The following is a 23979-nucleotide window of genomic DNA, read 5'->3' as shown; positions in this document are numbered from 1 at the left end:
CCGAGTGCAAGCGCGACCGCCCCGATCAGCCGAGTTCGGCGGCCAGGCGCGCGGCGTTCACCGGCGCCTCATGAGCACGCTGCTCGGCGTACGTCACGACGAGCCCGACCTGCTGGGCGAGGTGGGCCGGAAGGGACAGCAGCGCGGTGAGGGTCACCACGGCGAAGATCCCCAGCGCCGTGCCCGGCGACCCCAGCGGGGCGGTGCCCAGCGGCGCCGCGGCCACGGCCTCGATCACGCCCGCCGCCACCGTCACCATCAGCACCACGGCCGCGATCAGCACCACCCGGCCGAGCACCAGCCCGAGGCGGTCGTGGAACATCCGGAACGAGCGGCCGATCGGCGCCTGCCGCTCGAAGAGGTACACCGGCCCGGCCAGGCTCAGGGCGAAGGCGAGATAGACACCGGGCAGCACACAGAAGCACACGCCGATGCCGATGAGCAGCCCCATCAGCAGGCTCCAGCCCCAGAGGCCGAGGGCGCGACGCAGGCCGTAGCGGAGCGCACCGGCGAGGCCGACTCCCTCGCCGGCCGCTTGACGGGTGATCACCCAGGTGCCCGCCGCCCAACCCAGGCTCTGCACCAGGCCGAAGACCACCACTGCCCCGAGGGTGACGGCGAACAGGGTGGCCACGTCCGCCCCGAAGCCGTCGGGCAGCGCCGCCGGGTCGTCGGTACCGGCGGCCGCCCACTCGGCACTCGGGTCGGCCGCGTACGTGAGGATCGCGATCAACGCGGCCGGCAGCACCTGGGTCAGCAGCACGATCGGCAGGAGGAGGCGCCAGCCGCGCCGGACGGCCCCGACGCAGCGGTTGAACCACCCCTCCAGGCCTCCGCCGGGCGGGGTTACCAGTGGATCGGCCGGGTCGTACCCGGGCAGGACGCCACCCGGGTACGGCGGCACGGGCCAGGCCGGGGCACCCGGATAGCCGGGCGGGCCCCACGGCTGCCCGGCAGCGGGACCCCACGGGTACGGGGGCGCCTTCGGACTGCCGGGGTACGGCGGCGACGCGGCCGGGTCCCCGTACTGCGGTTGCGGCGCGGCCGGGGCCCACGGGCTCGTTGGCGGCGCGGCCGGGGCCCACGGATCGGATGGTGGCGCGGATGGCACCGTCGGATCCGAGGCGGGCGGCACCGATGTGGCACCGGACGCGGGGTCGGGATCGCCGGGCGCTGGCGACGGCACGGTCGGGGGTGGCTGGTCGGACAAATGAACCCTCCTCAGCGAGCGCTGGAACGGTTCATGATCTTCCCTGGTGTGCTGCCGGCACCGCACCCCCCGACCGGCCGCGGTCTCGGCGGATCACGGCCGGCGGTCCGCCCCGTCGGGCTGGGGGCCGCTCAGGCGATGACGCGCACCCGCTCGGCCTGCGGCCCCTTCTGGCCCTGGGCGATCTCGAACTCCACCCGCTGGCCGTCGTCCAGCGCCTTGTAGCCGTCCATCTCGATGGCGGAGAAGTGGACGAACACGTCCTGCCCGCCGTCGACGGCGATGAAGCCGTAGCCCTTTTCGGAGTTGAACCACTTCACGGTGCCCTGTGCCACGGTGCACTTCCTCACTCTGCGCGGCGTTCCCACTCACCCCGGGACCGGGCGCGCCGGACCGCGAGGCGGCACCGGTTCGGCGAGCGGCGACGGCCGCTGAATCGGTGACCGAAATCGCACGCTACACGAGGCGTGACGGCGGCGCACGACCACAAATCGGGCATATTCCGAGCGTTCCACATTGCCGTTCTTCGCTGTGGTAGGCATTCGGCATGACGAGCACTCCGGGCGGGCGCGGCCCGGGGCAGGTGGCGATGGCACGGGCGCGGGTGCGGCGGGTCCGGCCGCGCGACGCCGCCCGGATGCGGGCACTGCGGCTGGAGATGCTCGCCGACGCACCGCTCGCCTTCCTGGAGACGATCGCCGACGCGGCCGCCCGCCCGCACGCCGAGTACGCGGCGCGGATCGCGTACACGTCCACGGGCACGGACACCGCCCAGTTCGTGGCCGACCCGGGCGGCCGTCTGGTCGGGCACGCGGGCGGCACGGTCGCACCCGAGGAGCCCGGGCTCACCGTCGTCTACGCCGTGTACGTCACCCCGTCCTGGCGGGGCACCGGCCTGCTCGCCGACCTGATCGACGCGGTCGCCGGCTGGTCACGGGCCTGCGGTCGCCGCGAGCTGATGCTGGAGGTCGTGGTCGGCAACGACCGGGCCTACCGGGCGTACCAGCGGCTGGGCTTCGTCGACACCGGCGTACGCGTCCCGCACCCGACGATCCCGACCCTGACCGAACTCCAGATGCGCCGCCCGGCGTGAGCGCGCGCGTTAAGAAGGGCCCCTTCCACTACCTGAGGCGTTAAGAAGGGGCCCTTCCTTGCACCTCAGGCGTGGCGGCGGCTCTGCACGACGCGGAACCGGTTGGCCACGTACGCGCCGTCCGTCAGCGCGGCGTTGGCCGCCGCGTTGGCGCCGCTGCCGTGGAAGTCGGAGAACGCCGCCGACTGGTTCACGAACACGCCGCCGGTCAGGTTGGCCGACAGGTGCACCCCGACCTCGATCGCCGCCGCCTCGGCCGCGTCCAGCACGGCCTCGTCCCGGGAGTAGACCGCTGCGGTCAGCGCGCCCTTCTCACCGACGGTGGACCGCAGGACCTCCAGGCTGTGGGCGGTGGAGTCGGTGGCGATGGCGAAGGAGATCGGCCCGAACCACTCCCGCGAGTAGGTCGCCGTGTCGCCCGCGTCCAGCTTGACGATGGTCGGCGTCCGCACGACCGCGCCGGGGAAGGCGGGGTGTTCGACCGTACGCGACTCCAGCACCGGCTCGCCGACCTTGGTCACCTCGTCGAGGCGCTCCAGCACCCCGTCGTTGACGATCGCGCCGGTCAGCTCGACGCCGCGCGCCGGGTCCGCGGTGAGTTTGCCGACCGCCGCCGCGATGCCGCCGGCCACCTCGTCGAAGCTCTTGTGCCCCTGGTCGGTCTCGATGCCGTCCCGGGGGATCAGGATGTTCTGCGAGGTGGTGCACATCTGGCCGCTGTACAGGGTCAGCGTGAAGCCCAGGTTGCGGCACATCCCGGCGAAGTCGTCGGTGGAGTCGACCACCACCGTGTTCAGGCCGGCCTTCTCCGTGTAGACCTGCGCCTGCCGGGCGTTGGCCTCCAGCCAGTCGCCGTACTCGGTGGAGCCGGTGAAGTCGACGATCTTCACGGACGGGTGGAGGGCCAGCGTCGAGGCGAGCTTCTCGCCGGACGCCTCGGGGGCCAGTAGCACCAGGTTGGGGTCGAACCCGGCCTCGGCGAGCACCTCCCGGGCGTACTTCACGGTGACGGCGAGCGGCAGCACCGCCCGCGGGTGCGGCTTGACGATGACGGGGTTACCGGTGACCAGCGAGGCGAAGAGCCCGGGGTACGAGTTCCACGTGGGGAACGTGTTGCATCCGATCACCAGCGCCACGCCGCGCGGCACGACGTGGAAGGTCTTGGTCATCCGCAGCGGGTCACCCTTGCCGGCCGCCTTCTCCCAGCCGGCCGTCCCCGGGTGCCGGGTCATCTCCGCGTACGCGTACGCGACCGCCTCCAACGCGCGGTCCAGGGCGTGCGCGCCGCCGGCCTGGAAGGCCATCACGAACGCCTGGCCGCTGGTGAACTGCACGGCGTTGGCCAGCTCGAACACGTTCTTGTGCAGCCGGTCGAGGATCTCCAGGCACACGCCCGCCCGGGCCTGCGGGCCGGCGTCGCGCCACGTGGGCAGCGCGGCGGTGGCCGCGGCGACGAGCTGGTCGCCCGCCGCGTGCGGGTAGCGGACGCCCAGGTCGACACCGAACGGGCTGGCCTCGGTGGCGACCGTGCTCCCGTCGCCGGGCTGGTCGAGGGGGAAGTCGCGACCGAGGTACACCTCGAAGGCGGCCTTGCCGTCGGCGGCGGCGGTCTCGCCGTACACCCGGGGGCTGGGTGACTCCGGGTAGGCGGACCAGTACCCGCGTTCCGAGATGGCGGTCAGCGCACGGGTGAGGGTGTCGGCGTGCCGGTCGTACAGGGGGTGCGGGGTCTCCGTCATGCCCGCCATCATGCAACAGAAACCCGCACGATCAGTAGTGGCGTGTCACAACTCAGATCGTCAACTGCCAGTCCGTCCAGCCGTCGACCGGCCGGAAGCCGATCTGCTCGTTGATCCGGATCATGTGCTGGTTGACCGCCGCGTTCCAGGTGTCGACGGCGCGGAGCTGTGGTTCGTTCGCCAGCGCGTACCGGAGATTCTCGATCTTGAGGAGGAGGCCCAGGCGGTGGCCCCGGTGGTCGGGGTCGACGATGGTGGTCTGCTGCCAGGCGTGCCACGGCGAGCCCGGGCTGACGTCGACCATGGTCCAGGCGACCAGCCGGCCGCTCGCCTCGTCCACCGCGCCGTAGTGGTAGGTGCGCCGTCCCCGGGCCGACAGCGCCGCCTCGGTCGCCCGGATCCGCCCGGCGTCGATGTTCTCCGCCTCCAGCGCCAGGTCGCCGATCGGCGCGTCGGTGTTCATCCGGCTCTCCAGCCGGGCGACGTCGGCGACGTACTCCTCCGGGACCGGACCGTGCCAGCCCACCGCGCGGTAGCCGGTGGAGCGGGCGCGTGCGCCGGCCAGCAGCGCGTCCAGGGCGGCGTGGTCGAGCGCCGTGACGTCCAGCCGGCGCCGAACCTCGGCCAGGGCGGCGTGGGCGCCGGCGGCCGCGGCGAAGGCTTCGCCGGCCTCCGGGCGCGCCGGCCCGTCCGGCAGCGCCACCACGGTGTCGCAGTAGAGCCGCTTGCGGCCGTGCTCCCGGGCCACGTCGACGGCGTACGCGAGCAGCGCCCGACCCACACCCCGGCGCCGGTGCTCCGGGTGGACGGCCAGGTCCACGCTGGCGTTGTCCGTGTTGTCGAGTTGCGGGAACCGCACTTCGAGGTGCCCGGCCGCCACGCCGTCGAGCCGGGCCAGGGCGCGGGTCACGACGTAGCCCGGCATCGGGTGGCGGGCGTACGCGGCGAACTCGTCCCGGGTCTGGTTCGGGAAGTCGGGCTGGTCGGCGGCGGTGGCCGCGAAGGCGATCCGGTGTGCCTCGTCGATCGCGGCCTGGTCAGCGACGTCGTACGGGGTGACGGCGATGCTCATGGGAGCGAGCGTGCGCCGAAAACGCGATCGGGGCCAGCGGTTTTCCGCCGGCCCCGATCGGACGTGGTCGGGAGGGACGATCGCACAACGCCTCCGGCGCTGGGTCGTAAGAACTTCGCAAAGTCTCCGGCGAAACGCCCTCCCGCACGGAGCATCTTGCGCCGCCCGGTTGCTGTCGTCAAGTCCTGGACGGCACGTTTCCTGCACTCAGTGCGAAAAGCCGATTACTGCGCGGATCGCCCGATCCCCCGTTCGGGTGATTCGCGCCCACGTCGGTGATCGGTCAGCCGAGGAGGCCGGCGTCGCGGGCGGCGCGGAGGGACGGCTTGATCCGGTGGGTGGGGCCGACCTGGCCGGCGACGGCGTCGAGTGTCTTCAGGCCCTCGCCGGTGTTGAAGACGACCGTCTCGGCGGCCGGGTCGAGGCGGCCGGACTCGACGAGCTTGCGCAGCACGGCCACGGTCACCCCGCCGGCCGTCTCGGCGAAGACGCCGGTGGTCCGGGCGAGCAGCTGGATGCCGGCGCGGATCTCGTCGTCGTCGACGTACTCCATCCAGCCCCCGGTGCGCCGGACCGCTTCGAGGGCGTACAGGCCGGCGGCCGGGTCGCCGATGTTCAGCGACTTCGCGATGCCGGTCGGCTTGACCGGGATGACGGTGTCGCTGCCGGCGTGCAGCGCGGTGGCGATCGGGTTGCAGCCGGCCGACTGCGCGCCGAACACCTTCCAGCCGCCGGCCGGAGCCTCCACCAGCCCGATCTCGACGAGTTCGCTGAACGCCTTGTCGATCTTCGTCAGCAGTTCGCCCGAGGCCATCGGGATCACCACCTGGGCGGGGATCCGCCAGCCGAGCTGCTCGGCCACCTCGTACCCGAGCGTCTTCGACCCCTCGGCGTAGTAGGGGCGCACGTTCACGTTGACGAAAGCCGTGTCCTCGAACTCGTCGGTCTCCACCAGCTCGCCGCAGAGCCGGTTCACGTCGTCGTACGACCCGTCGATGGCGACCAGGTCACCCCCGTACACGGCGGTGGTGATCACCTTGCCCTGCTCCAGGTCGCTGGGGATGAAGACCACCGACGGCGCGCCGGCGCGGGCCGCGTGCGCGGCGACCGAGTTGGCCAGGTTGCCGGTGGAGGCGCAGGCGAACCGGCTGAAGCCGAGCGCCCGCGCGGCGGTCAGCGCCACCGAGACCACCCGGTCCTTGAAGGAGTGCGTCGGGTTGGCGCTGTCGTCCTTGACCCACAGCGGCGCGGTGATGCCCAGCTCGGCGGCGAGGTGCGGCGCGGCCACCAGGGGGGTCAGCCCGGGGTCGAGGGTGACCCGGGTGGCCGGGTCCTGACCGGCGGGGAGCAGCGCGGCGTACCGCCAGATGTTCTGCGGGCCCGCCTCGATCTGCTCGCGGGTGACGGCGGCGAGGGCGGCGGCGTCGTAGTCGACCTCCAGCGGCCCGAAACACTCGTAGCAGGCGTGCTGGGCGGCGAGCGGGTAGCGGGCCGAACAGGCGCGGCAGACCAGGGCGCGGGCGGGGCCGGCGGCGGTGTCGATGCCGGAGGCGGCGAGCGTCGACGTCATGTCGAGATTCCTCTCATCTTTCCCCGCGTCGCGCTCTGCGGCGGGGACGGAATTGGCACCTGCCCCGCCGGTCGCTCTGCGGTGAGCGCGCGGGGTGGTTGCCGGGGCGTCGTCGGGCCGTATCCCTCAGCCCCTCTGGATGAGGTATGCAGTTGTGCCGCCGAGTCTAAGCATCGCCAGCCGGCTGTCCACCGCCCGTTCCCACGCTGTGGCCAGATGTGACCTACTCCGCAGGGACGAAGACCGCGGTTGGCGCGCTTTGGAGCTGATCCATCTGTGCGATCGGCCCCTCAGTCCCCCCGCTCCCGCACGTAGACACCGCGTCCCTGATGGCCCTCCACCAGGCCCTCGGCTCGCAGGATCAGCATCGCGGAGCGGATGACCTGCGTGGAAACCCCGTAATGGGCACACAGCTCGGAAATCGATGGCAACTTGTCCCCCGGCTTGAGGTCACCGGACCGGATGCGGTCCCGGATCTCGGTGGCGATGCGCTCGTAGTACGGCGTCACTGGCATGGTGGTGCTCCCTCGTCGGCACCACCATCTGACCACCGCTCGCTTATGACATCAAGTTCCTGGCATCACAGCTCTTGCTCTCCTGATACTAAGTATCATATGTTGACCGCGAGGCGGCCCTCGTCGGCAAACGGGACCGGCTCACCCCGGGTGGACGCCCGGGTTGCCGGGGCGGCACGGCCGGTCGCCCCGGCGCTCAAGAACGTCGGTCAACACCCACGAGCTGGCCCGGGGCGGGTGCCGGGCTCCGGACGGCAGCCAACCCGGGCGGTTGCCGTCCGCCCCCGCCCGCCTCGGCGCCCCGACCAGCGAAGAGGAGTGCGATGGACGCGCCACGCTGGATCATCCACCTGCCCACGACGCTGACCAGCCAGGACGCGGCGATCACGCTGGCCGAGGCGCTACGCGACTCGCTCGGGCACGTCACCGTCCTCGACTTCGGCGAGGCAACGCTGAGCGAGGAGGATCGCCAGTTTCTGCGTACCCGCGTCTGGTGCGACCACCGCCTGCCTGGCGGCACCCGTTGCCCCCGCCGCGCCGACCGTCCCGGCGACTGCCCGGCCGCCTGATTACGTATTCGACTCAGCTCCAAAGCATCCAGTCTGGCGGGCCCGCCTGCGTGGGTTACATCAGGGTCGCTGCCCACCCGAGGATGAGACCGAACTCCGCGAACCACGGGACAAGGGCGACCAGGGACGCGACAGCGAGGCCGACGACGGACACATGAAGTGCCGACCGGATCGAGACGGTCTGGTCCGATAAGCCTCCAGGGCCCAAGCGCCTCCCCGTGCCGGCTAGGACACGACGTCCTTGCGGGTGAAGCGCCAGAAGGCCAGGCCCCAGAAGAGGGTCGCGTAGCTGATCGCGGAGATACAGCCGCGCACCACGTCGTCGGTCTGCACGGGCGTCGACAGCAGTCCCAGCCAGGCGGTGCTGTAGTGCGTCGGCAGGAAGGTGCGCAGCACGCCGAGGGCGGTGATCTGGTCGAGGATGCTGGACAGGATCCACAGCAGCACCGCGCCGCCGACCGCGCCGAGCGCGGCGTCCGTCGACACCGACAGCAGGAACGCCAGGCCGGCCACCACGAGGAGTACGACCGCCAGGTACCCGAGCACCGCCAGCAGCCGCAGCAGCCCCTCGCCCGGCTCCAGCTGGGCGGCGACGGTGCTGCGCAGTGGCTCCCACCCGTAGCGCAGGGTGCCCAGCAGCAGGGCGGTGAAGGCGAGCAGCAGCAGGGCCAGGGCCGAGTACGCGAGCGCGACCAGCAGCTTCACCGCGAGCAGCCGGGCCCGGGGCACCGGCACGGCGAGCAGGTAGCGCAGGCTTCCCCAGCTCGCCTCGCTCGCCACGGTGTCACCGCAGAACAGCGCCACCACGACCACCAGCAGGAACGACGCCGAGACGAAGATGGTGAACAGGGTGAAGTTCAGCCCTCCGGTGGTGGCGAACTCGATCAGGCTGCCGAACTCGCCGCGCCCGTTGTCGTCGTCGTCGCCCGAGTCGAACTGGAACGCGATCAGGATGATCAGCGGCAGCAGCACCATGAAGCCGAGCGCGAGCTGCGTACGCCGCCGCGACGCCTGCCGCCGGAACTCGGCGACGAACGGCAGGGTGGCCGACGGACGGTAGCCCGCCGCGGCACCGGACGCCGCGCCGCCGGCACCACTTTTGGACGACGTACCGACCATCACCGGTCCCCGCTTCCCCGAGAGTTCTCGCCGACCAGAGCGAGGAACGCGTCCTCCAGGCGGCGCCGGGGCACCACCCGGTCCACCCCGATGCCGGCCCGGACCAGCTCGGCCACCACCTCGCTACGGGCGGTGCCGTTGGTGTCCACGACGAGCTGGCCGTCACCGTCGGGAAGCACCCGGACGCCCGCCAGGCGGTCCAGTACGGCCCGCGCGGCGTCCGGGTCGGTCACCTCGACGAGGACGCTCGGCGACTCGCCGACGATCTCCTCGACCGGACCGGACGCGACGATCCGGCCCTTGTTCACCACGACGGCGTGGGTGCAGGTCTGCTCCACCTCGGCGAGCAGGTGGCTGGAGACCAGCACCGCGCGCCCGCCGGTGGCGTACCGCTGGAGGACCCGGCGCATCTCGGCGATCTGCGGCGGATCGAGCCCGTCGGTCGGCTCGTCGAGGACCAGCAGCTCCGGCAGGCCGAGCATGGCCTGCGCGATGGCGAGCCGCTGCTTCATGCCGTGGCTGTACGTCTTGATCTTCCGGTGCACGGACGCGCCCAGCCCGGCGATCTCCAGCGCCTCGTCGAAGTGCGCGTCGTCCCAGGGCCGGCCGGTCGCCCGCCAGTACGCCTTCAGGTTGTCCAGGCCGGACAGGTGCGGCAGGAAGCCGGGCCCCTCGACCAGCGCGCCGATCCGGGACAGCACCGGCGAGCCGGGCACCAGCCGGTGCCCGAACACGTAGATCTCCCCGGCGGTGGGCTGGGTCAGCCCCATCAGCACCCGCAGGGTGGTGGTCTTGCCGGCGCCGTTCGGGCCGAGGAGGCCAACGACCTGCCCCGGGTGCACCTCGAAGTCCACGTTGGAGACCGCGACGAAGCCGTCCGCGTACTCCTTGCGGAGTTCCCGGACGACCAGCGGCGTGTCCGCGTACGCCGGGTGGACGCTGCTCTCCTGGCGGCGGTGCCGGCGGCGGAGGACGGCGACGAGCACGACGAGCCCGACCGCGATCGCGGCGAGCAGGCCGGCGAGGACCCAGCGCCAGACGGTGGCCGTGGTGGGGATCGGCTCGCCGGTGACCGTGGGCAGCGCGACCGCACCCCCGCCGAGGGCCACGGTGTGCACGGTGGGCTCGACCGGCGTGGCGTACGCCTGGTCGGAGGTCGCCACCACCAGCCGCAGCCGGTGCCCGGCCTCGATCCGGCGGACGATCGCCGGCAGGGTGACGGTGACCGGCGCGGCGTCCTCGACGGCCGGCGGGAGCCCGGTGAGCCGGACCGGCGCGACCAGCCCGTTGGGCAGGGTGGCCGCGCCGCTGGGGTCGACGTCGTAGAGCTTGACGAAGAGCACCGCCTCGCCGGTCGGGGACGCGGCGCGGACCGACACGGTCGGCGCGCCCACCACGTCCACCGCCTCGGGCAGCGGGGCGGACTCGAAGCGGGCGTGCTGGCCGGGGATGTCACCGGCGACCCCGCCCAGCAGCGAGGAGAGTTCGCCGGCGAACGGCACCGAGGAGATCGCGGCCGGGTTGCCCGCCGGCGGGTTGGCGATCCGCTGCGGCGGGCCGGCCACCACCACCTCACGCCGGCCGGTGCCGGTGATCCCGGGGTAGTCGGTCGTGCGGTAGCCGCTGGCGACCAGCCCCCGGTCGAGGGCGTCGAACCCGGCGATCCGGGAGAAGGTGAAGTCGTCGCCCGGCGCCGGGCCGGTGCCCTCGACGTAGTGGTCGAGCCACTGCACGGTCAGGAACTTCACCCGGTCCGAGTCGGTGGTCGGCCCCTCCCCGCCGTCGTGACCGCCGGTGTACCAGGCGACCCGCACCGGGGTGCCGTTCGCGGCGATCCCCCGCGCGTTGGCGTCGGCCTCGGCGAGCGGGAAGAGGCTGTCCGCCGCGCCCTGCACCAGCAGGGTCGGCACGTCGATCCGGTCGAGGACGCCGGCGGGACTGGACCGGCGCAGCAGGTCCACGCCCGCCTGGTCGGCCCGCCCGGTGGTGGCGATCCGCAGGTACGCGGCGCAGACGTCGGGGGCGAACCGCCCGCACGCCGGGTCGGCGGCGCGGGCCGGGACGCGACCCGGGCCGGTCCCGGGGCCGGCCGTCGGGCCGGGGCTGGGCGGCCCGGCCGAGGCGGGCGCGCCCTCCGGCTGGGCAGCGGTCGTCCCGGAGATGCCGGCCGGCCCGGAGCCGACGTTCCCGCCGCCGCCGAAGAACAGTCCCGCCCAGCTCTTCTTGAACACGCCCTCGACCGGCTCCCGGCCGGTGCTCTCCGGCAGGAACGCGCGGGAGAGGTCGTTCCAGGTGATCATGGGGACGATCGCGTCGACCCGCCGGTCCTGGGCGGCGAGCAGCAGCGCCAGGCCGCCGCCGTACGAGCCGCCCACCACGCCGACCCTCGGGTCGCCGGTGGCGTCGGTGCGGATCTCCGGTCGGGCGGCGAGCCAGTCCAGCAGCCGCTGCGCGTCGCGTACCTCGTAGTCGGGGTGGTCCAGGTGGATCTGCCCGCCGCTGCGCCCGAAGCCGCGGGCCGTCCAGGCGAGCACGGCGTACCCCCGGCCGGCGATCTCCTCGGCGTCGGCGCGTACCGACTCCTTCGTGCCGCCGAAGCCGTGCGCGAGCAGCACCGCCGGCACCTTCGCGCCGGCGGACGCCCCCTCCGGCAGGTAGAGCGTGGTGTCCAGGTCGACCGGCTCGTCGCCGGACGGTCCGGACCGGACGGTGAGCAGCGCCGACTCGGTGCGCAGATCCGGCCCCTGCGGCCGGACGGCCCAGGCCACGCCTGCGGCGAGCAGGACGACGACCGCCGCGGCGGCCACCGCGCGCCGGCGGGTGGGGCGGGCACGCCGGATCCGCGCGGCCGAGAACGGCGATCTCATGCGGCACACGGTACGGCCCGGATCCTGAGCGTTGCCTGAGATCCTCCGTACGTTCGTCCGGTTGTCCCGATCGGCGTGACGGGCTCGGGGCGACCGCGTCGGGGCCGGTCCATCCAGCGAGATGAATTCGGATCACGTGAATTCGGATCTTCAGCCGAAAAAGCGCTGATCATGCCAGATCGCTCCGGTAGATCACACGGAGGGTGCCGGTACGGCCAACCGCACGTCACTTTGCGCTAGGTGACGCGAAACTGACTGATTGACGACGGGAAGGGTGCGCGGAGCGTCGGTTAGTTTCCGGGTCCGGTGCATGGGACTAGGACGTCGATCCCGGCGCCGGCCCCCGCCCCTCGCCTCCGCCGGAGGAACAGGACCATGACCGTCCCCGCGCCGCGGGCCCGTCGGCGCCCCTCCCCCGCCGGCCGCCTGCTGCCGATGCTGCTGGTGCTGACGCTGCTCGCACCGCTGGCCGTCCTCTTCGGCCAGTCCTGGCGCTCCACCGACGGCGACCGGCGCCTGGTCGTCACCGAGCGTCTCGGCGTCGAGTACCTGCGGGCGCTCGCCCCGGTGACCGACGCGCTGGTGGACGCCCAGACGGCCACCGTCACCGGCCGGCCGGTGTCCGGCGACGCACTCACCCGCGCGGTCGGGACCGCCGCAGCGGTGGACGCGCGCATCGGCGACGAACTGCGCAGCCGCGAACGCTGGGCCGGCCTGCGGGCCAAGATCGAGGCACTCCGGGACCGGCGACCGGCCGACCCGGAGGCCGCGTACGCCGCGTACGGAGAGGTCACCGACCTGCTGCTGGCCCTGCACCGCAAGGTCCGCGAAACCTCCGGCCTGGTACGCGACCCGGCGTCGGACTCCTTCTTCCTCCAGGCCGGCGTCGGCGAAAAACTGCCCGAGGCCATCGTCGCGGCCGGACGCCTCGCCGACCTGACCGTGCTCGCCGCCCGCCGGCCGGCCGACCGGCAGGCCCCGACCGTGGCCGAACTCGCGGCCGTCCGGGTCGCCGCGCTCGCGCCCGCCGGCGCCCTGGTGGCTGACCTGCGGGCGGCCGTTGACAGCTCGGAGAGCACCGACCTCGGCGCCAACGTGCTCACTCCACTGGACATCTACCAGCGGTCGGTGGAGGCGCTCGCCGCGTACTCCACGCCCACCGGCGCCACCGGCGCCGTGGACGGTCCGCGGCTCGCCGCCGCCCGGTCCGCGGCCCAGGCCGCCGCCGGCCAACTGCAACCGGTCATCCTCGACGAACTCGACGCGCTGCTCGCCGACCGGCTCGACGCGCTCGACCACGACCGCCGGCTCGCGGTGGCCGCCGCCGCGGCCGGCGTCGTCCTGCTGGTCGTGCTGGCGCTGGCGCTGCTCGCCGCGTACCGCCGGGCCGCCGACGCCCGGCGCGCGACGGACCGACCGGCCGCCCCGCCGGCCGCCGACGGCTGGCAGCCGCCGGCCGGGCGGCCCGACGAGGTCCGCCCGTTCCAGCCGGCCGGCCCGGCCCGCGAGCCGCAACCCGCGCAGTGGGGGCCGTTCGATGCTGCTCGGTAGGCTCCGGATCCGGGGCAGGCTCGCCCTGCTGGTGGTCATTCCGCTGCTCACCGTGGTGGGCCTGGCGGTCCCGGTGGTGCTCGACCGGGTCGCCGCCGCCCAGCGGGCCGCCGACATCGCCGACCGGGTACGCGTGGCCAGTCGGATCGGCAGCCTCGTGCAGGACCTGCAACAGGAGCGGATCCTCTCGGTCGGTCTGCTGCTCGGCCGGGTGCCCCGCGCGGAACTGGTGCAGAAGTCGGCCGCCGTCGACGACCGGGTCGCCGACCTGCGGTCCACCCGGGGCGACGCGCTGCCGCCCCGGGTCGCCGCCGCGCTCGACGGCGTCCGTACGCTCACCGACCTGCGGGCCGCGGTACTCGCCGGGACCGCCACCCCCGGCCGGGTCATGGACTCGTACGGCCCGGTCAACCGGGCCCTCATCGACGCGCTGCGCCTCCCCTTCACCGTGGACACGAACACCTCCGCCGGCCGGCAGGTGCTGGCCCTGGACGGGCTGCTCCGCGCCGACGAAGGGCTCGGCGCCTGCGCCACGCTAATCGTGCTGGTGAAGGCGACCAACGATCCGGCGGCGATCACCGGCTACGTGGCCTGCATGGCCGCCCTCCAGGTGGACAACCGGCGGTTCCGCAGCCTGATCACCCCGGAGCAGTACCAGCTGGCGATGCTCAACGACGCGGCGGTGGCCGCCCGGACCAGCCCCGACTTCCTCACCGCGAGCCCGCTCGACCCGGCCGGCGCGGTGCAGGACGTACCGCTGGACGCGCTCTTCCCCTCGGCCCGCTCGATGATCACCCTCGGGCAGTTCGTGGAGAAGAAGATCGTCGCGGACGTCATCGCCCAGGTGACCGACGAGCAGCGCCGGGCGCTGACCGTCGCGTACCTGGTCGGCGGCGGGGCGGTGCTGGTGCTCACCCTGGTGGTGCTGCTCAGCGTGGCGGTCGCGCGGACCGTCGCCCGGCCACTGAGTCGGCTCACCCGCTCGGCGGACCGGGTCGCCCGGGTCGCCGAGGCCGAGCTGACCCGGGTCGCCGACGACGAGTCCGAGAGCGTCCAGGCGGTCCGGCTCGACCCGGTGGACGTCCGGGCCCGCGACGAGATCGGCGACCTGGCCCGCGCCTTCGAGCGGGTGCAGACCACCGCCGCCCGGCTGGTGGAGCGCCAGGTGGCCGGCCGGCGCAACGTGGCGCAGATGTTCGGGCACGTCGGGCGCCGTACGCAGAACCTCGTCGGCCGGCAGATCGCCCTGATCGACCGGCTCGAACGGCAGGAGACCGACCCGGACCGGCTGGAGCACCTGTACCGGCTCGACCACATCTCCAGCCGCCTGCGCCGCAACGCGGGCAGCCTGGTCGTGCTCTCCGGCTCCACCGGCGACGACCGGCACGTCGTGCCGGTGCCGCTGGCCGACGTGGTCCGGCTGGCGCTCGGCGAGATCGAGGACTACACCCGGGTGGACGTCCAGGTCCCGGACGGGGTCTCGGTGTCGCCGGGCACGGTCGGGGACCTCGTCCTGGCCCTCGCCGAACTGATGGAGAACGCCACCGTCTTCTCCCCGCCGCACACCCGGGTGGTCGTCGCCGGTGAACGCGCCGGCGTCGGGGTCCGGCTCAGCGTGGTGGACCGGGGCATCGGGATGACCGAGGAGCGGCTTCTCGAGGAGAACGCCCGGCTGGCCCGGCGCGAACGGCTGGACCTCGCCCCCACCGAGGTGCTCGGGCTCTTCGTCGTGGGCCGGCTGGCCCGGCGGCACGGCTGGGCGGTCCGCCTCGCGGCGACCGCCGGCGGCGGCGTCACCGCCCAACTGGAGATCCCGCCGGCCTCCCTGGTGCTCCGGCGGGACCGGGCCGGTGCCACGGTGGCGCGGGCGACCGTCCCGGACCGGGACCGGCGCTCCCCCGCCGCTCCCGCCCTCCCGTCCCGGGGCGCGGTGGCCGCCCTTGCCGGCCCGCCGCCGCCGTCCGGCTTCGACCCGGCACTGCTCAGCCGGGCCACCCGGACGATGACGGCGGGCCCTTCCTGGGACGCGTTCACCGTCCCGGAGACGCACCCGCCCACCGCAGCCGGGCCCTCCACCGCGGGCACGACGCCCGCCGCCGACCCGACGGCGGCGGCCGGCCCGACCGCGGCAGCACCTCCGACGGCGGCGGGCACCCCGACGACGGCGAACGGCCCGACGGCGTACCTGGAGATCACCGCGCCCGGGAGCACCGTCGACGGGCTGCCCCGCCGACCGGTCCCCGCGGGGCCGGGCGCTCCCCCGCCCGGCCCCGCGGTCACGCCCACAGTTCCGACCGGTACGACCGGATTCCCGGCGTCTCTCGTGCCGGGAATCCGGCAGCGGGTGCCGGGGGCGAGCCTGCCGCCGGCCGGGCCCCGGGTCGGGCCGGTCGACGCCACCGGCGCGGACCCGGCCGCCGCCCGGGACCTCGTCGAAGCCGTCGAGGCCGGCGTACGCCGGGCTGAGCTGGCCGGAACCGTTTCACCGCCCGCCTACGACGGGTCCGCAGCCGACCCGGCACCCGGACGGCCCCGGCTCACGCGGCGGGTGCCCGGCGCGAACCTGCCCGCCGCCGCGTCCCGCCCGTCGACCGACCAGGGCCCCGGTGACCCGGCCGAGGTCCGCGACCGCATCACCAAGTTCGAGGCGGGCGTCGCCCGCGCTCTGCGTGAAGTCAGTCCAGACCGCTTCGACGAAGAGGGATCATCACGGTGACCAGCCCCTTCCTGCACGACAACGTCGACCAGCCGACCCACCCGGGGACGGACCTCAGCCCGGAGGCCCGCACCTTCAACTGGCTGCTGGACTCCTTCACCTCCAGCACCGCGGGGGTCCTGGAGGCGATCGCGGTCTCCTCGGACGGGCTGCTGATGGCCATGTCCGCGATCAAGGACCGGTCCAACGCCGAACGGCTCGCCGCCGTGGTCTCCGGCATGACCAGCCTCGCCGGCGGAGCCGCGAGCTGGTACGCCCTCGGCGGGCTGAACCGGGTGGTCGTCGACATGGCCGAGGGCTACCTGTTGATCAGCGCCATCAGCAGCGGTTCGGTGCTCGGCGTCGTCGCCGACCGGTCGGCGAACCTGGGCACCGTCGCGTACGAGATGACGCTCTTCGCCGGTCGCGCCGGTGGCGCGCTCACCCCCCGCCTGATCGCCGAACTGAAGAACTCCGTCCAGCAGTGATCCCCGACGTCGCCGGCGAGGAACCGGACCCCGTGGTCCGGATCCGCCCCTACCTGCGGGCAGCCGCCCCGGCCGGCGAGCCGGCGGCGGTGCCCGTACCGGCGGCGACCGCCGAGCCGGAACCGGACGATCCGTCGGGTCCCCGCCCGTTCGTGCTCACGGCGGGGCGGGTGACCGGCGGGGATCCGGCGATCGGGCTGGAGACCCAGGTGACCGCCCGGCCGGTCACGGACCGGACGACTCCGGTCGCCCGGCTGGCACCGGAGCACCAGGCGATCGTCGCGCTCTGCGGCTCGCCGATCTCGGTGGCGGAGATCTCCGCCCGGACCCGGATGCACTTCGGTGTGGCCCGGGTCCTGGTCGGTGACCTGCGTGCCGCCGGCCACCTCGACGTGCACGTCAACGCCGACGACGCCCTCGACCCCGACATCATCCTGCGAGTGATTGATGGACTCCGTGCGATCTCCTGACTGGCCGGTCACCCCGCTGGACGGGCTCGCCGCGAACAGCGCCGCCGCCCGGTACGGCGGCCCGTCGGCGACACACCCGCCCGCCGCCCGGGGGGTGGCCGCGCCGGTTCCACCGCCGTACCGGCCGCCGGTGGAACCCGGTGCGGCCGCCCCGCCCGACGCGGCGCCCCGGGTCGCACCGCCGGTCCCGGTGAAGATCCTCATCGCCGGCGGGTTCGGTGTCGGCAAGACCACCACGGTGGGCTCGATCTCCGAGATCGCCCCGCTGACGACCGAGGCGGAGATGACCAGCGCCGCGATCGGTGTCGACGACCCCGGCGGGCGCTCCGGGAAGACGACGACCACCGTGGCCATGGACTTCGGCTGCGTCACGATCGACCGCAGTCTCAAGCTGTACCTGTTCGGCACGCCGGGCCAGGCGCGGTTCGGGTTCATGTGGGACGACCTGGCCCACGGCGCGCTCGGCGCGCTCGTCGTCGTGGACAGCAGCCGCCTGGACGACTGCCATCCGGCGATCGACTTCTTCGAACGGGCCGGGCTGCCCTTCGTGGTCGGCGTCAACGCGTTCGACGGGCGGGTGGCGCACGACCTCGCCGCGATCCGGTGGGCGCTGGCCGTCGGGGACCACGTGCCGCTGGTGCGGTTCGACGCCCGGGACCGGCTTTCGGTGCGGGACGCCCTGCTCGTCGTCCTGAACCGGGCGCTGGACCGGGCCAACCGGGCGAGGGGGAGCTGAACCGACGGGCGGTCAGGCCCGTTTCCACGATGAGGGGTGGTCGTGATGAGGGGTGGACTGGACGAGACACTGGCCCGGCTGGCCCGGCGCGAGGAAGCGCTGCGGCGGCGGGGCGCCGACCCGGGGGCGGACGGGGACACCGGCCGGCTGCCCGACGCGGAGGCGGGCCGCCGGGAGGTTGCGCGCGGCGACACCGGGAGCGGCGACGGCGAGCGGAGGGACGCCGGGCGCGGTGATCCCGGCCGGAACGCCGGACCGGGGTGGTCGAGCCACCGGGACGCGGGGGTACGGCGGGGCGAGGCGCCCGCCCCCGACCAGCCGGCGGCGTGGTGGGCGGACCCGACCGGCTGGTCGGCCGGCCAGCACCGGGCCGAGACACCCGACCCGGACCCGGTCGAGGAGGTCGCCGAGGCGGTTCGCCGGATCGTCGCCCGGCACCCGGATCTGGCGGTCACGCTGCGGGTGGAGCACGGCGGTGCGGCGTACCCGCTGCGGGTTGCCTGGTCGGACGGGAACGTGACGGTCGGCGCGGAGCCCGCGGTCGAGCCCCCTCCGGCGTGGCCGCTGTCGGCGCGGACCGAGCCGGACCGGTCGTCCGGGGCGGCCGGCGTGCGACCCGACCCGGCGGCCCGGCTCGCCGAACTGATCCGCCGCGACCCGTCGCTGCTGACCGACCTCGACCCGGGGCGCTAGCGAAAGGCCCGTGGGCGCTTCCGCCGCGGTACGCGCCGGCAGGGCACATTTCCCCGCACCGGCTAGGGTTCGGCTGGTGGGGGAATCGGAGCTCACCCTGACCGCCAGCCTGCGGCCGGCCGCGCTGGACGCCCGACGCGGCATCGTGCGGCTGCACCCGGAGGCGCTCACCGCGCTCGGGTTGCGCCCCGGTGACCCGGTCCGGCTCACCGGCCGGCGGGTGACCGCCGGGATCGTCGCGGCGGCCGAGCGGGGTGCCGGCCCGGGGCTCCTCCACGCCGACGACCTGATGCTGGGCAACCTCGGGGTACGCGACGGGAGCCAGGTGAGCGTCCGCCCGACGCCGGTCACCGCCGCGCACCGGGTGGTGCTGGCCGGTCCGGCACCGGTGGTCGCGGCGGTCTCCCCGGAGATGCTCCGGCTCGCGCTGCTCGGCAAGGTGGTCACCGCCGGGGACGACGTGTCGCTCCTCCCGCAGGACGTGCTGCCCGACGCCTCGGTGCGCAGCCTCGTCGAGGCGGCCCGGAACAGCCTGTCCAACCGGGTGGGGTACGCCTGGACCAGCACGCTGCTCACGGTCGTCACCGCCGAGCCGGAGACGGCCGCACTGGTCACCATGGACACGCTGGTCGCTTGGGAGCACGGCGCGGCCACCCACGGCTCCGCGGCCATCCCGACCACCGTTGCCCGCGACCACGATCCGCGCACTTCCCGGGAGGGAGTGGCCTCCCCCGCTCCGGACGCCACTCTGTCCGGGACAGCGCGCGGCGCGACCACGGCGGGCGGCGCGGACGCGACCCGGGCGGCCGCAGGGGCGGAGGTTGCCGCGGAGGCGCCGTCGGTGGACGAGTTGCCCGGGTTACGGGCGCAGGCCGAGGAGTTGGGCGAGCTGCTCGACCTCGGCTTCCACCACCGCGAGGTGCTCCGGCGGCTCGGCACCACGGTGTCCCTCGGAGTGCTGGTCGACGGCCCGGCCGGCTCCGGGAAGTCGGCGCTGGTACGTGCGGTCGCCGCCCGGGTGCGGGCGCGGGTGCGGCCGCTCTGGGGGCCCGAGCTGGCCGCGCTGACCAACGCGGCGGCGGCCGAGCGGCTGCGCGCCGCCGCCGCCGACGTACGGGCGGACGGCCCGGCGGTGCTGCTGGTCACCGACGTCGAGGCGCTCGCGCCGGCCGACGCGCCTGGCCCGGTGGCCACCGTGTTCCGGCAGGTCGTCGCCGAGACCGTCGCGGCCGGCGCGGCGGTGGTGTGCACGACCGGCCGCCCCGAGGCCGTCGACCCGGCCCTGCGCGCTCCGGACCTGCTCTCCCTGCGGATCGGCGTGCCGCTGCCGGACGCCGCTCTCCGCCGGGAGCAGTTGAGCGTGCTGACCCGTCAGGTGCCGCTCGCCGAGGACGTCCGGCTCGACGAGGTCGCCGCGCGCACCCCCGGATTCGTCGCCGCGGACCTGGCCGCGCTGGTGCGCGAGGCCGGCGTGCGGGCGGCGCTGCGGCAGAAGGCGGTGGACCGCCCGACGGTGGCGATGGGCGACTTCGTCGCCGCGCTGGAGGTGGTCCGCCCGACGACGATGGCGGCGTCCACGCTGGAACTGGCGTCGGTCACCCTCGACGACGTGGGCGACCTGGTCGAGGTCAAGCAGACGTTGACCGAGTCGGTGCTGTGGCCGCTGACGTATCCGGACACGTTCGCGCGGCTCGGCGTGCAGCCGCCGCGCGGGGTGCTGCTCTACGGGCCGCCGGGGTGCGGCAAGACCTACCTGGTGACCGCGCTGGCCGGTACGGGCCGGGCGAACGTGCTGTCGGTCAAGGGCGCGGAGCTGCTGTCGAAGTGGGTGGGCGAGAGTGAGCGCGCCGTCCGCGAACTGTTCCGCCGCGCCCGGGAGGCCGCGCCGACGCTGGTCTTCCTCGACGAGGTGGATGCGCTCGCGCCGGTACGCGGTCAGGCCACCGACGGCGGCACGACCGACCGCGTGGTGGCCGCCCTGCTCACCGAGTTGGACGGCGTGGAGGCGCTGCGCAACGTGGTGGTGGTCGGTGCGACCAACCGGCCCGACCTGGTGGACCCGGCCCTGCTGCGCCCCGGCCGGCTGGAGCGGCTGGTCTACGTTCCGCCACCCGACGGGCCGGCCCGGGCGGCGATCCTGCGGGCCGCGTCCCGGACCGTGCCGCTCGCACCCGACGTGGACCTCGCCGCCCTCGCCGAGGAACTGGACGGCTTCTCCGCGGCGGACTGCGCGGCGCTGGTCCGGGAGGCGGCGCTGGCCGCGATGCGCGAGTCGCTGGCCGCGGCCACGGTCACGGCGGCCCACGTGGCGACCGCCCGGTCCCGCGTCCGCCCCTCGCTGGACCCGGCCCAGGTCGCCTGGCTGGCCGGGTACGCCGAGAAGCACGCTGGTTGATCCGGCGAGGGACCGATCCGGGCTGCCGCCGTACCGAGCGGCCGGCCCTCAATCGGTGGGCAGCAGCGGGCCCAGCGGGCCGAGGTCCAGGTTGAGGTCCTCCGGGGCGAGCCCGAAGTACGTCCGCAGCTCCGCCATCTGCTCCTCCAGGGCCATCAGCGTCGTGCCGATGCGTTCGACCTGCTCCTCGGTCAGGTCACCGAGGTCGACGCGGCGCAGCGCCTGCCGCTCCATGAGCTGACGCAGCAACTCGATCACGGTGAGCACGAGGCTGGCCAGCCCTCGCTCGACGGAGTCCTGGTCCACGGCCAGCCGTCGGTCCAGCGGTTTCGCCCGCGGTGCCCGCCACGACGGCCCGTCCAGGGCCGCGGCCGGCCCGTCCACCGCCGCCGCCAGCTCGGCCGCCTCGCCCCGCTCGGTCATGTCACCTCCCCGGAGAGCACCGCCGATCCACCGGCCGGCCCGGCCGATCCGTCACGCGCCACGCCGAACTCTCCGGGCGGCAACGCCGATCCGCCCGGCGGCAGGGCGGTCTCCCGGACGGCCAGCGCGTCGTCGGGCGGCGCCGCGAGGGCGCCGACGGACGCGACCAGGGCGCGCAGCGAGATGCGGACGGATCCGCTGCTCTCGGGTCTCGGCCTCCGGCCGACCGCGCACCTGCGTGGCGAGGTCGGCGGCCCGCCGGTCGGCGGCCAGGATCTCGCTGAGCACCTCCTGCTCGTCGAAGCGGCCGTGCACCGTGTACTGGAGCCGGTCCTCGAACTCGTCGAGCGCGGCGGCGAACCGGTCGTGGTGCGCCTCCAGCAGGTCCTGCACCGCGTCCGGCCCGGTCACCACGGTGCCGAACCGCACCGGCAGCACGGGGGCCACCGCCGCCGTCCCGTCCAGCAACCTCTCGTACGCGGTCAGGTCGGCCGGCCGGCCGATCGGCTCTTCCAGCGCCACCTCGCTGACCAGTGCCGCCAGGTCGCCGTGCCGCACCACGTCGACGTCGCCCGGCGGGTCGCCGACCCCCTGCGCGTCGGGGGTCGGCTCCACGTCGGACGGCACGATGCCGTAGACGAACAGCCCGGTCTCGCCGGTCGGCTGCACGTTCTGCTCGCTCATCTCACCGCTCCTCGTCCCGCCGCCGCCGGGGCCGCTCCCGCTCCCGCTCCGACCCGCGGTCGGTGAGGGAGTCCACCACCGCGCCGCTGATCTCCTTGGCGGCCTTGCCGAGCCCACCGACGGCCTTGCCCCTGGTGACCGCACCGGAGGCCCCCTCCACCAGGTCGGGCAGCCCCTTCTGTCCTTCGGGGACGATGCTCAGCCGGTCGACCGCCTCGGCGAATCGCAGGTACGTCTCGATGCTGGCGATCACGATCCGGGCGTTGATCTCCAGGAGTTGGATGCCGACCACGGCCACCGACACCTGGGCGTCGATCACGACGCCCTTGTCCAGGACCGTCTCCACGACGTCGGCGAGGCTCCCGCCACCGCCGCCGCGCTCCAGTGCCGCGCCCGGCTGAGCGCCGGTCGCGGTGGTCGCCACGGTCATTCGCCACGCTCCTCTCGCCGGCGGCGTACCACCGGCCGCCGGGGGGTTTCGGGGGTACGGCGGACCGGGCGGGGCCGCTCCGGGGCCTGCTCGCGCGGCTGGGACCGGCGGGCCCGTTCCGGCTGTCGGCGGCGCGGTGGGGGCGCTTCTTCCTCGGGTTCGGCTTCTTCCTCGTACCCTTCGTCGTAGTCCTCGCCCTCGTCGTAGGACTCGTACTCGTCCTCCTCAGGAGGGCGGCGACGGACGGGCGGGCGACGCCGGCCGCGTGCGGCGGGCCGCCGCTCCTCCTCGACCTCCTCCTCGACCTCCTCCTCGGCTTCCTCCTCCGGCTCCGGCTCGGGCCGGCGGCGTTCCGCTCGCCCGCCGCCGCGCTGCTCCTGCTGCTCGCGGTCGGCCTGCTCCTGTTCCTCGCGCTGTTCCTGTTCCTCGCGCAGGGCCGTCTCGTGGTCCTTGACCACCTGCGAGTCCTCGATCTCGCCGCGCCAGCCTTCGACCGCATCCGGGTCCAGCACGGTCTGCGTCATGACGTGCCGGACGAAGTGCTTGAGCTCCAGGCGGACGCGCCGTCCCTGGGCCCGCCACAGGTTGCCGGTGTGTTCGAAGAGGCCCTGCGGGTGGTACTCGAGCACCACCAGGATCCGGGTCAGCTCGGGTGCGACCTCGTGGAAGCTGACCGTGCCGTCCACCGAGCCCTTCTCGCCCTTGGAGCGCCAGTGGATCAGGCGGTCCGGGATCTGCCGGACGATGGTCGACTCCCAGGTGCGGTGCGACCAGAAGACCTGGGCCTTCCAGGTCATCTTCTCGTCGGAGTCGTTCTCGGCCTGCTCCACCTTCTTCAGGAAGCTGGGGAAGTCGGCGAACTGGGTCCACTGGTTGTACGCGACCCGGACCGGCACCCCGACCTCGACCGTCTCGACGATGTTGGTGACCTTCAGCTTCTTGCCGCCACCCCTGCCGCCCTTACCGCCGCCGAAGGCCGACATGAGCTTCTCCTTACCGCCGGCAATCCCGGCCTGAACCATCGCCTTCATCGGTGAGTTGCCCTCGGCGAGCTTCTGCGCGCCGGTCGCGGCGGCGATCAGGCCCGGGCCGCCGCCCTGCCTGGCGTACTCGCTCAGCCGTCCGGTGGCACCGGTGATCCGCTCGGTCACCACCTGCACGGCGCGTTCACCGATCGCGCTCGCCAGGTTCCGTACCTCGCCACCGAGCTGGGTCCGGACCTTGTCCGCCAGCCCGCCGGGGTTCGTGGTCGCGGCCATGTTCACCGCCCCCGCTCGCCGTCGTCGGCGCCGGTGTCGCCACCGGACCGGCCCGTTCCGCCCGGCTGGTCCGCGCTCGACTCGGCGGCCCCGCCCTTGCGGCGCAGCGCGTCGGCCGAGCCGCGCAGCTTGCCGCTGAGCGCGTCGATGCCACTGCCCGCGGCGGCGGTCGCCGCCGCCTTGCCGGCGGTGGCGAGCGGCCCGCCGAGCTTGCCGAGGTTGGCCAGCTGAGGTGACGACTGCAGCAGGTTCTGGCCGACCTTCAGCAGCCCGCCGGAGTTGTGGCTGGCCCGCCCGGCGGCGACCGCGGCCGCCAGGACGAGGGCCTTCCGCATCTTGCGGCGGCGCCCGAGCAGGTAGCCGACGCCCACCGCCAGACCGATTCGTGCTCCGCTGTTCAT

The 23979-nt window shown here is 74.2% G+C and carries 21 protein-coding genes, 1 pseudogene and 1 riboswitch; of the genes and pseudogenes, 9 read left to right on the top strand and 13 right to left on the bottom strand.

The window, feature by feature from the left end:
* Positions 1–25: 25 nt before the first annotated feature.
* Both AB0873_RS02460 and AB0873_RS02455 read right to left on the bottom strand, forming a co-directional pair.
* Positions 26–904: a hypothetical protein gene (locus AB0873_RS02460; RefSeq protein ID WP_366598109.1), complete on the bottom strand. Its 879-nt coding sequence runs from the start codon at positions 902–904 to the stop codon at positions 26–28.
* Between the two features lie 437 nt (positions 905–1341).
* Positions 1342–1545: a cold-shock protein gene (locus AB0873_RS02455; protein WP_067305333.1), complete on the bottom strand. Its 204-nt coding sequence runs from the start codon at positions 1543–1545 to the stop codon at positions 1342–1344.
* A gap of 212 nt (positions 1546–1757) precedes the next feature.
* Between AB0873_RS02455 and AB0873_RS02450 the strand changes: the two genes are divergently transcribed.
* Positions 1758–2303 carry a GNAT family N-acetyltransferase gene (locus AB0873_RS02450; RefSeq protein ID WP_155330030.1) on the top strand — a complete coding sequence of 182 codons (546 nt, stop codon included), beginning with the start codon at positions 1758–1760 and terminating at the stop codon, positions 2301–2303.
* Between the two features lie 65 nt (positions 2304–2368).
* Here the strand turns inward: AB0873_RS02450 and paaN are convergent, their stop codons facing one another.
* The 4 genes from paaN to AB0873_RS02430 all read right to left on the bottom strand — a co-directional run bounded on the left by paaN (position 2369) and on the right by AB0873_RS02430 (position 7199).
* A complete protein-coding gene (gene paaN / locus AB0873_RS02445) occupies positions 2369–4042 on the bottom strand; it encodes a phenylacetic acid degradation protein PaaN (protein ID WP_366598108.1) in 1674 nt (557 codons plus the stop codon).
* Between the two features lie 52 nt (positions 4043–4094).
* Positions 4095–5114, bottom strand: coding sequence for a GNAT family N-acetyltransferase (locus AB0873_RS02440; RefSeq protein ID WP_366598107.1), 1020 nt, complete (start codon positions 5112–5114; stop codon positions 4095–4097).
* Between the two features lie 283 nt (positions 5115–5397).
* A complete protein-coding gene (gene thrC, locus AB0873_RS02435; RefSeq protein WP_366598106.1) occupies positions 5398–6684 on the bottom strand; it encodes a threonine synthase in 1287 nt (428 codons plus the stop codon).
* 10 nt (positions 6685–6694) lie between these two features.
* Positions 6695–6830: riboswitch (SAM riboswitch) on the bottom strand.
* Between the two features lie 144 nt (positions 6831–6974).
* On the bottom strand, positions 6975–7199 hold the full coding sequence (locus AB0873_RS02430) for a winged helix-turn-helix domain-containing protein (RefSeq protein WP_366598105.1): 225 nt from the start codon (positions 7197–7199) through the stop codon (positions 6975–6977).
* 323 nt (positions 7200–7522) lie between these two features.
* On the opposite strand from AB0873_RS02430, the gene AB0873_RS02425 reads away from it, so the two are divergent.
* Positions 7523–7768, top strand: a complete 246-nt coding sequence (locus AB0873_RS02425; protein WP_366598104.1) for a hypothetical protein — start codon at positions 7523–7525, stop codon at positions 7766–7768.
* A 225-nt stretch (positions 7769–7993) separates the two neighbouring features.
* Here AB0873_RS02425 and AB0873_RS02420 read toward each other — a convergent pair whose 3' ends face one another.
* Together AB0873_RS02420 and AB0873_RS02415 are read right to left on the bottom strand one after the other, a co-directional pair.
* Positions 7994–8887, bottom strand: coding sequence for an ABC transporter permease subunit (locus tag AB0873_RS02420; RefSeq protein WP_366598103.1), 894 nt, complete (start codon positions 8885–8887; stop codon positions 7994–7996).
* Entirely contained in the window at positions 8887–11754 is a 2868-nt protein-coding gene (locus AB0873_RS02415) for an alpha/beta fold hydrolase (protein WP_366598102.1), read from the bottom strand. Before AB0873_RS02415 ends, AB0873_RS02420 begins: the two co-directional genes overlap by 1 nt.
* A gap of 375 nt (positions 11755–12129) precedes the next feature.
* Between AB0873_RS02415 and AB0873_RS02410 the strand changes: the two genes are divergently transcribed.
* From AB0873_RS02410 to AB0873_RS02380, 7 genes are all read left to right on the top strand, one after another.
* Complete coding sequence (locus tag AB0873_RS02410; RefSeq protein ID WP_366598101.1) at positions 12130–13305, top strand: hypothetical protein; 1176 nt, start codon at positions 12130–12132, stop codon at positions 13303–13305.
* Positions 13292–16021, top strand: a complete 2730-nt coding sequence (locus tag AB0873_RS02405; protein ID WP_366598100.1) for a nitrate- and nitrite sensing domain-containing protein — start codon at positions 13292–13294, stop codon at positions 16019–16021. Before AB0873_RS02410 ends, AB0873_RS02405 begins: the two co-directional genes overlap by 14 nt.
* Positions 16018–16488 carry a roadblock/LC7 domain-containing protein gene (locus AB0873_RS02400; protein WP_155330019.1) on the top strand — a complete coding sequence of 157 codons (471 nt, stop codon included), beginning with the start codon at positions 16018–16020 and terminating at the stop codon, positions 16486–16488. Before AB0873_RS02405 ends, AB0873_RS02400 begins: the two co-directional genes overlap by 4 nt.
* On the top strand, positions 16485–16958 hold the full coding sequence (locus AB0873_RS02395) for a DUF742 domain-containing protein (protein WP_366598099.1): 474 nt from the start codon (positions 16485–16487) through the stop codon (positions 16956–16958). Before AB0873_RS02400 ends, AB0873_RS02395 begins: the two co-directional genes overlap by 4 nt.
* On the top strand, positions 16936–17694 hold the full coding sequence (locus AB0873_RS02390; RefSeq protein ID WP_366598098.1) for an ATP/GTP-binding protein: 759 nt from the start codon (positions 16936–16938) through the stop codon (positions 17692–17694). Before AB0873_RS02395 ends, AB0873_RS02390 begins: the two co-directional genes overlap by 23 nt.
* A 45-nt stretch (positions 17695–17739) precedes the next feature.
* Complete coding sequence (locus AB0873_RS02385; RefSeq protein ID WP_366598096.1) at positions 17740–18387, top strand: hypothetical protein; 648 nt, start codon at positions 17740–17742, stop codon at positions 18385–18387.
* A 76-nt stretch (positions 18388–18463) separates the two neighbouring features.
* Complete coding sequence (locus AB0873_RS02380; protein ID WP_366598095.1) at positions 18464–20782, top strand: AAA family ATPase; 2319 nt, start codon at positions 18464–18466, stop codon at positions 20780–20782.
* Positions 20783–20830: 48 nt separating this feature from the next.
* On the opposite strand, the gene AB0873_RS02375 is transcribed toward AB0873_RS02380, so the two are convergent.
* The 5 genes and pseudogenes from AB0873_RS02375 to AB0873_RS02355 all read right to left on the bottom strand — a co-directional run bounded on the left by AB0873_RS02375 (position 20831) and on the right by AB0873_RS02355 (position 23979).
* On the bottom strand, positions 20831–21205 hold the full coding sequence (locus AB0873_RS02375) for a gas vesicle protein K (RefSeq protein WP_366598094.1): 375 nt from the start codon (positions 21203–21205) through the stop codon (positions 20831–20833).
* 51 nt (positions 21206–21256) lie between these two features.
* The gene (locus AB0873_RS02370; RefSeq protein WP_366598093.1) at positions 21257–21889 is read right to left on the bottom strand and encodes a GvpL/GvpF family gas vesicle protein; all 633 of its coding nucleotides are present in this window, start codon (positions 21887–21889) and stop codon (positions 21257–21259) included.
* Between the two features lie 208 nt (positions 21890–22097).
* Positions 22098–22274: pseudogene (gvpJ, locus tag AB0873_RS02365) on the bottom strand (gas vesicle protein GvpJ); the annotation flags it as partial.
* 41 nt (positions 22275–22315) lie between these two features.
* A complete protein-coding gene (locus AB0873_RS02360; RefSeq protein WP_366598092.1) occupies positions 22316–23578 on the bottom strand; it encodes an SRPBCC family protein in 1263 nt (420 codons plus the stop codon).
* Between the two features lie 2 nt (positions 23579–23580).
* Entirely contained in the window at positions 23581–23979 is a 399-nt protein-coding gene (locus tag AB0873_RS02355) for a hypothetical protein (protein WP_366598091.1), read from the bottom strand.

Origin of the sequence: Micromonospora sp. NPDC047707 (assembly GCF_040704235.1) — a bacterium.
Lineage (GTDB): Bacteria > Actinomycetota > Actinomycetes > Mycobacteriales > Micromonosporaceae > Micromonospora.
The sequence above is the reverse complement of the archived record's forward strand: the minus strand, read 5'-3'. Positions and strand labels throughout refer to the sequence as shown.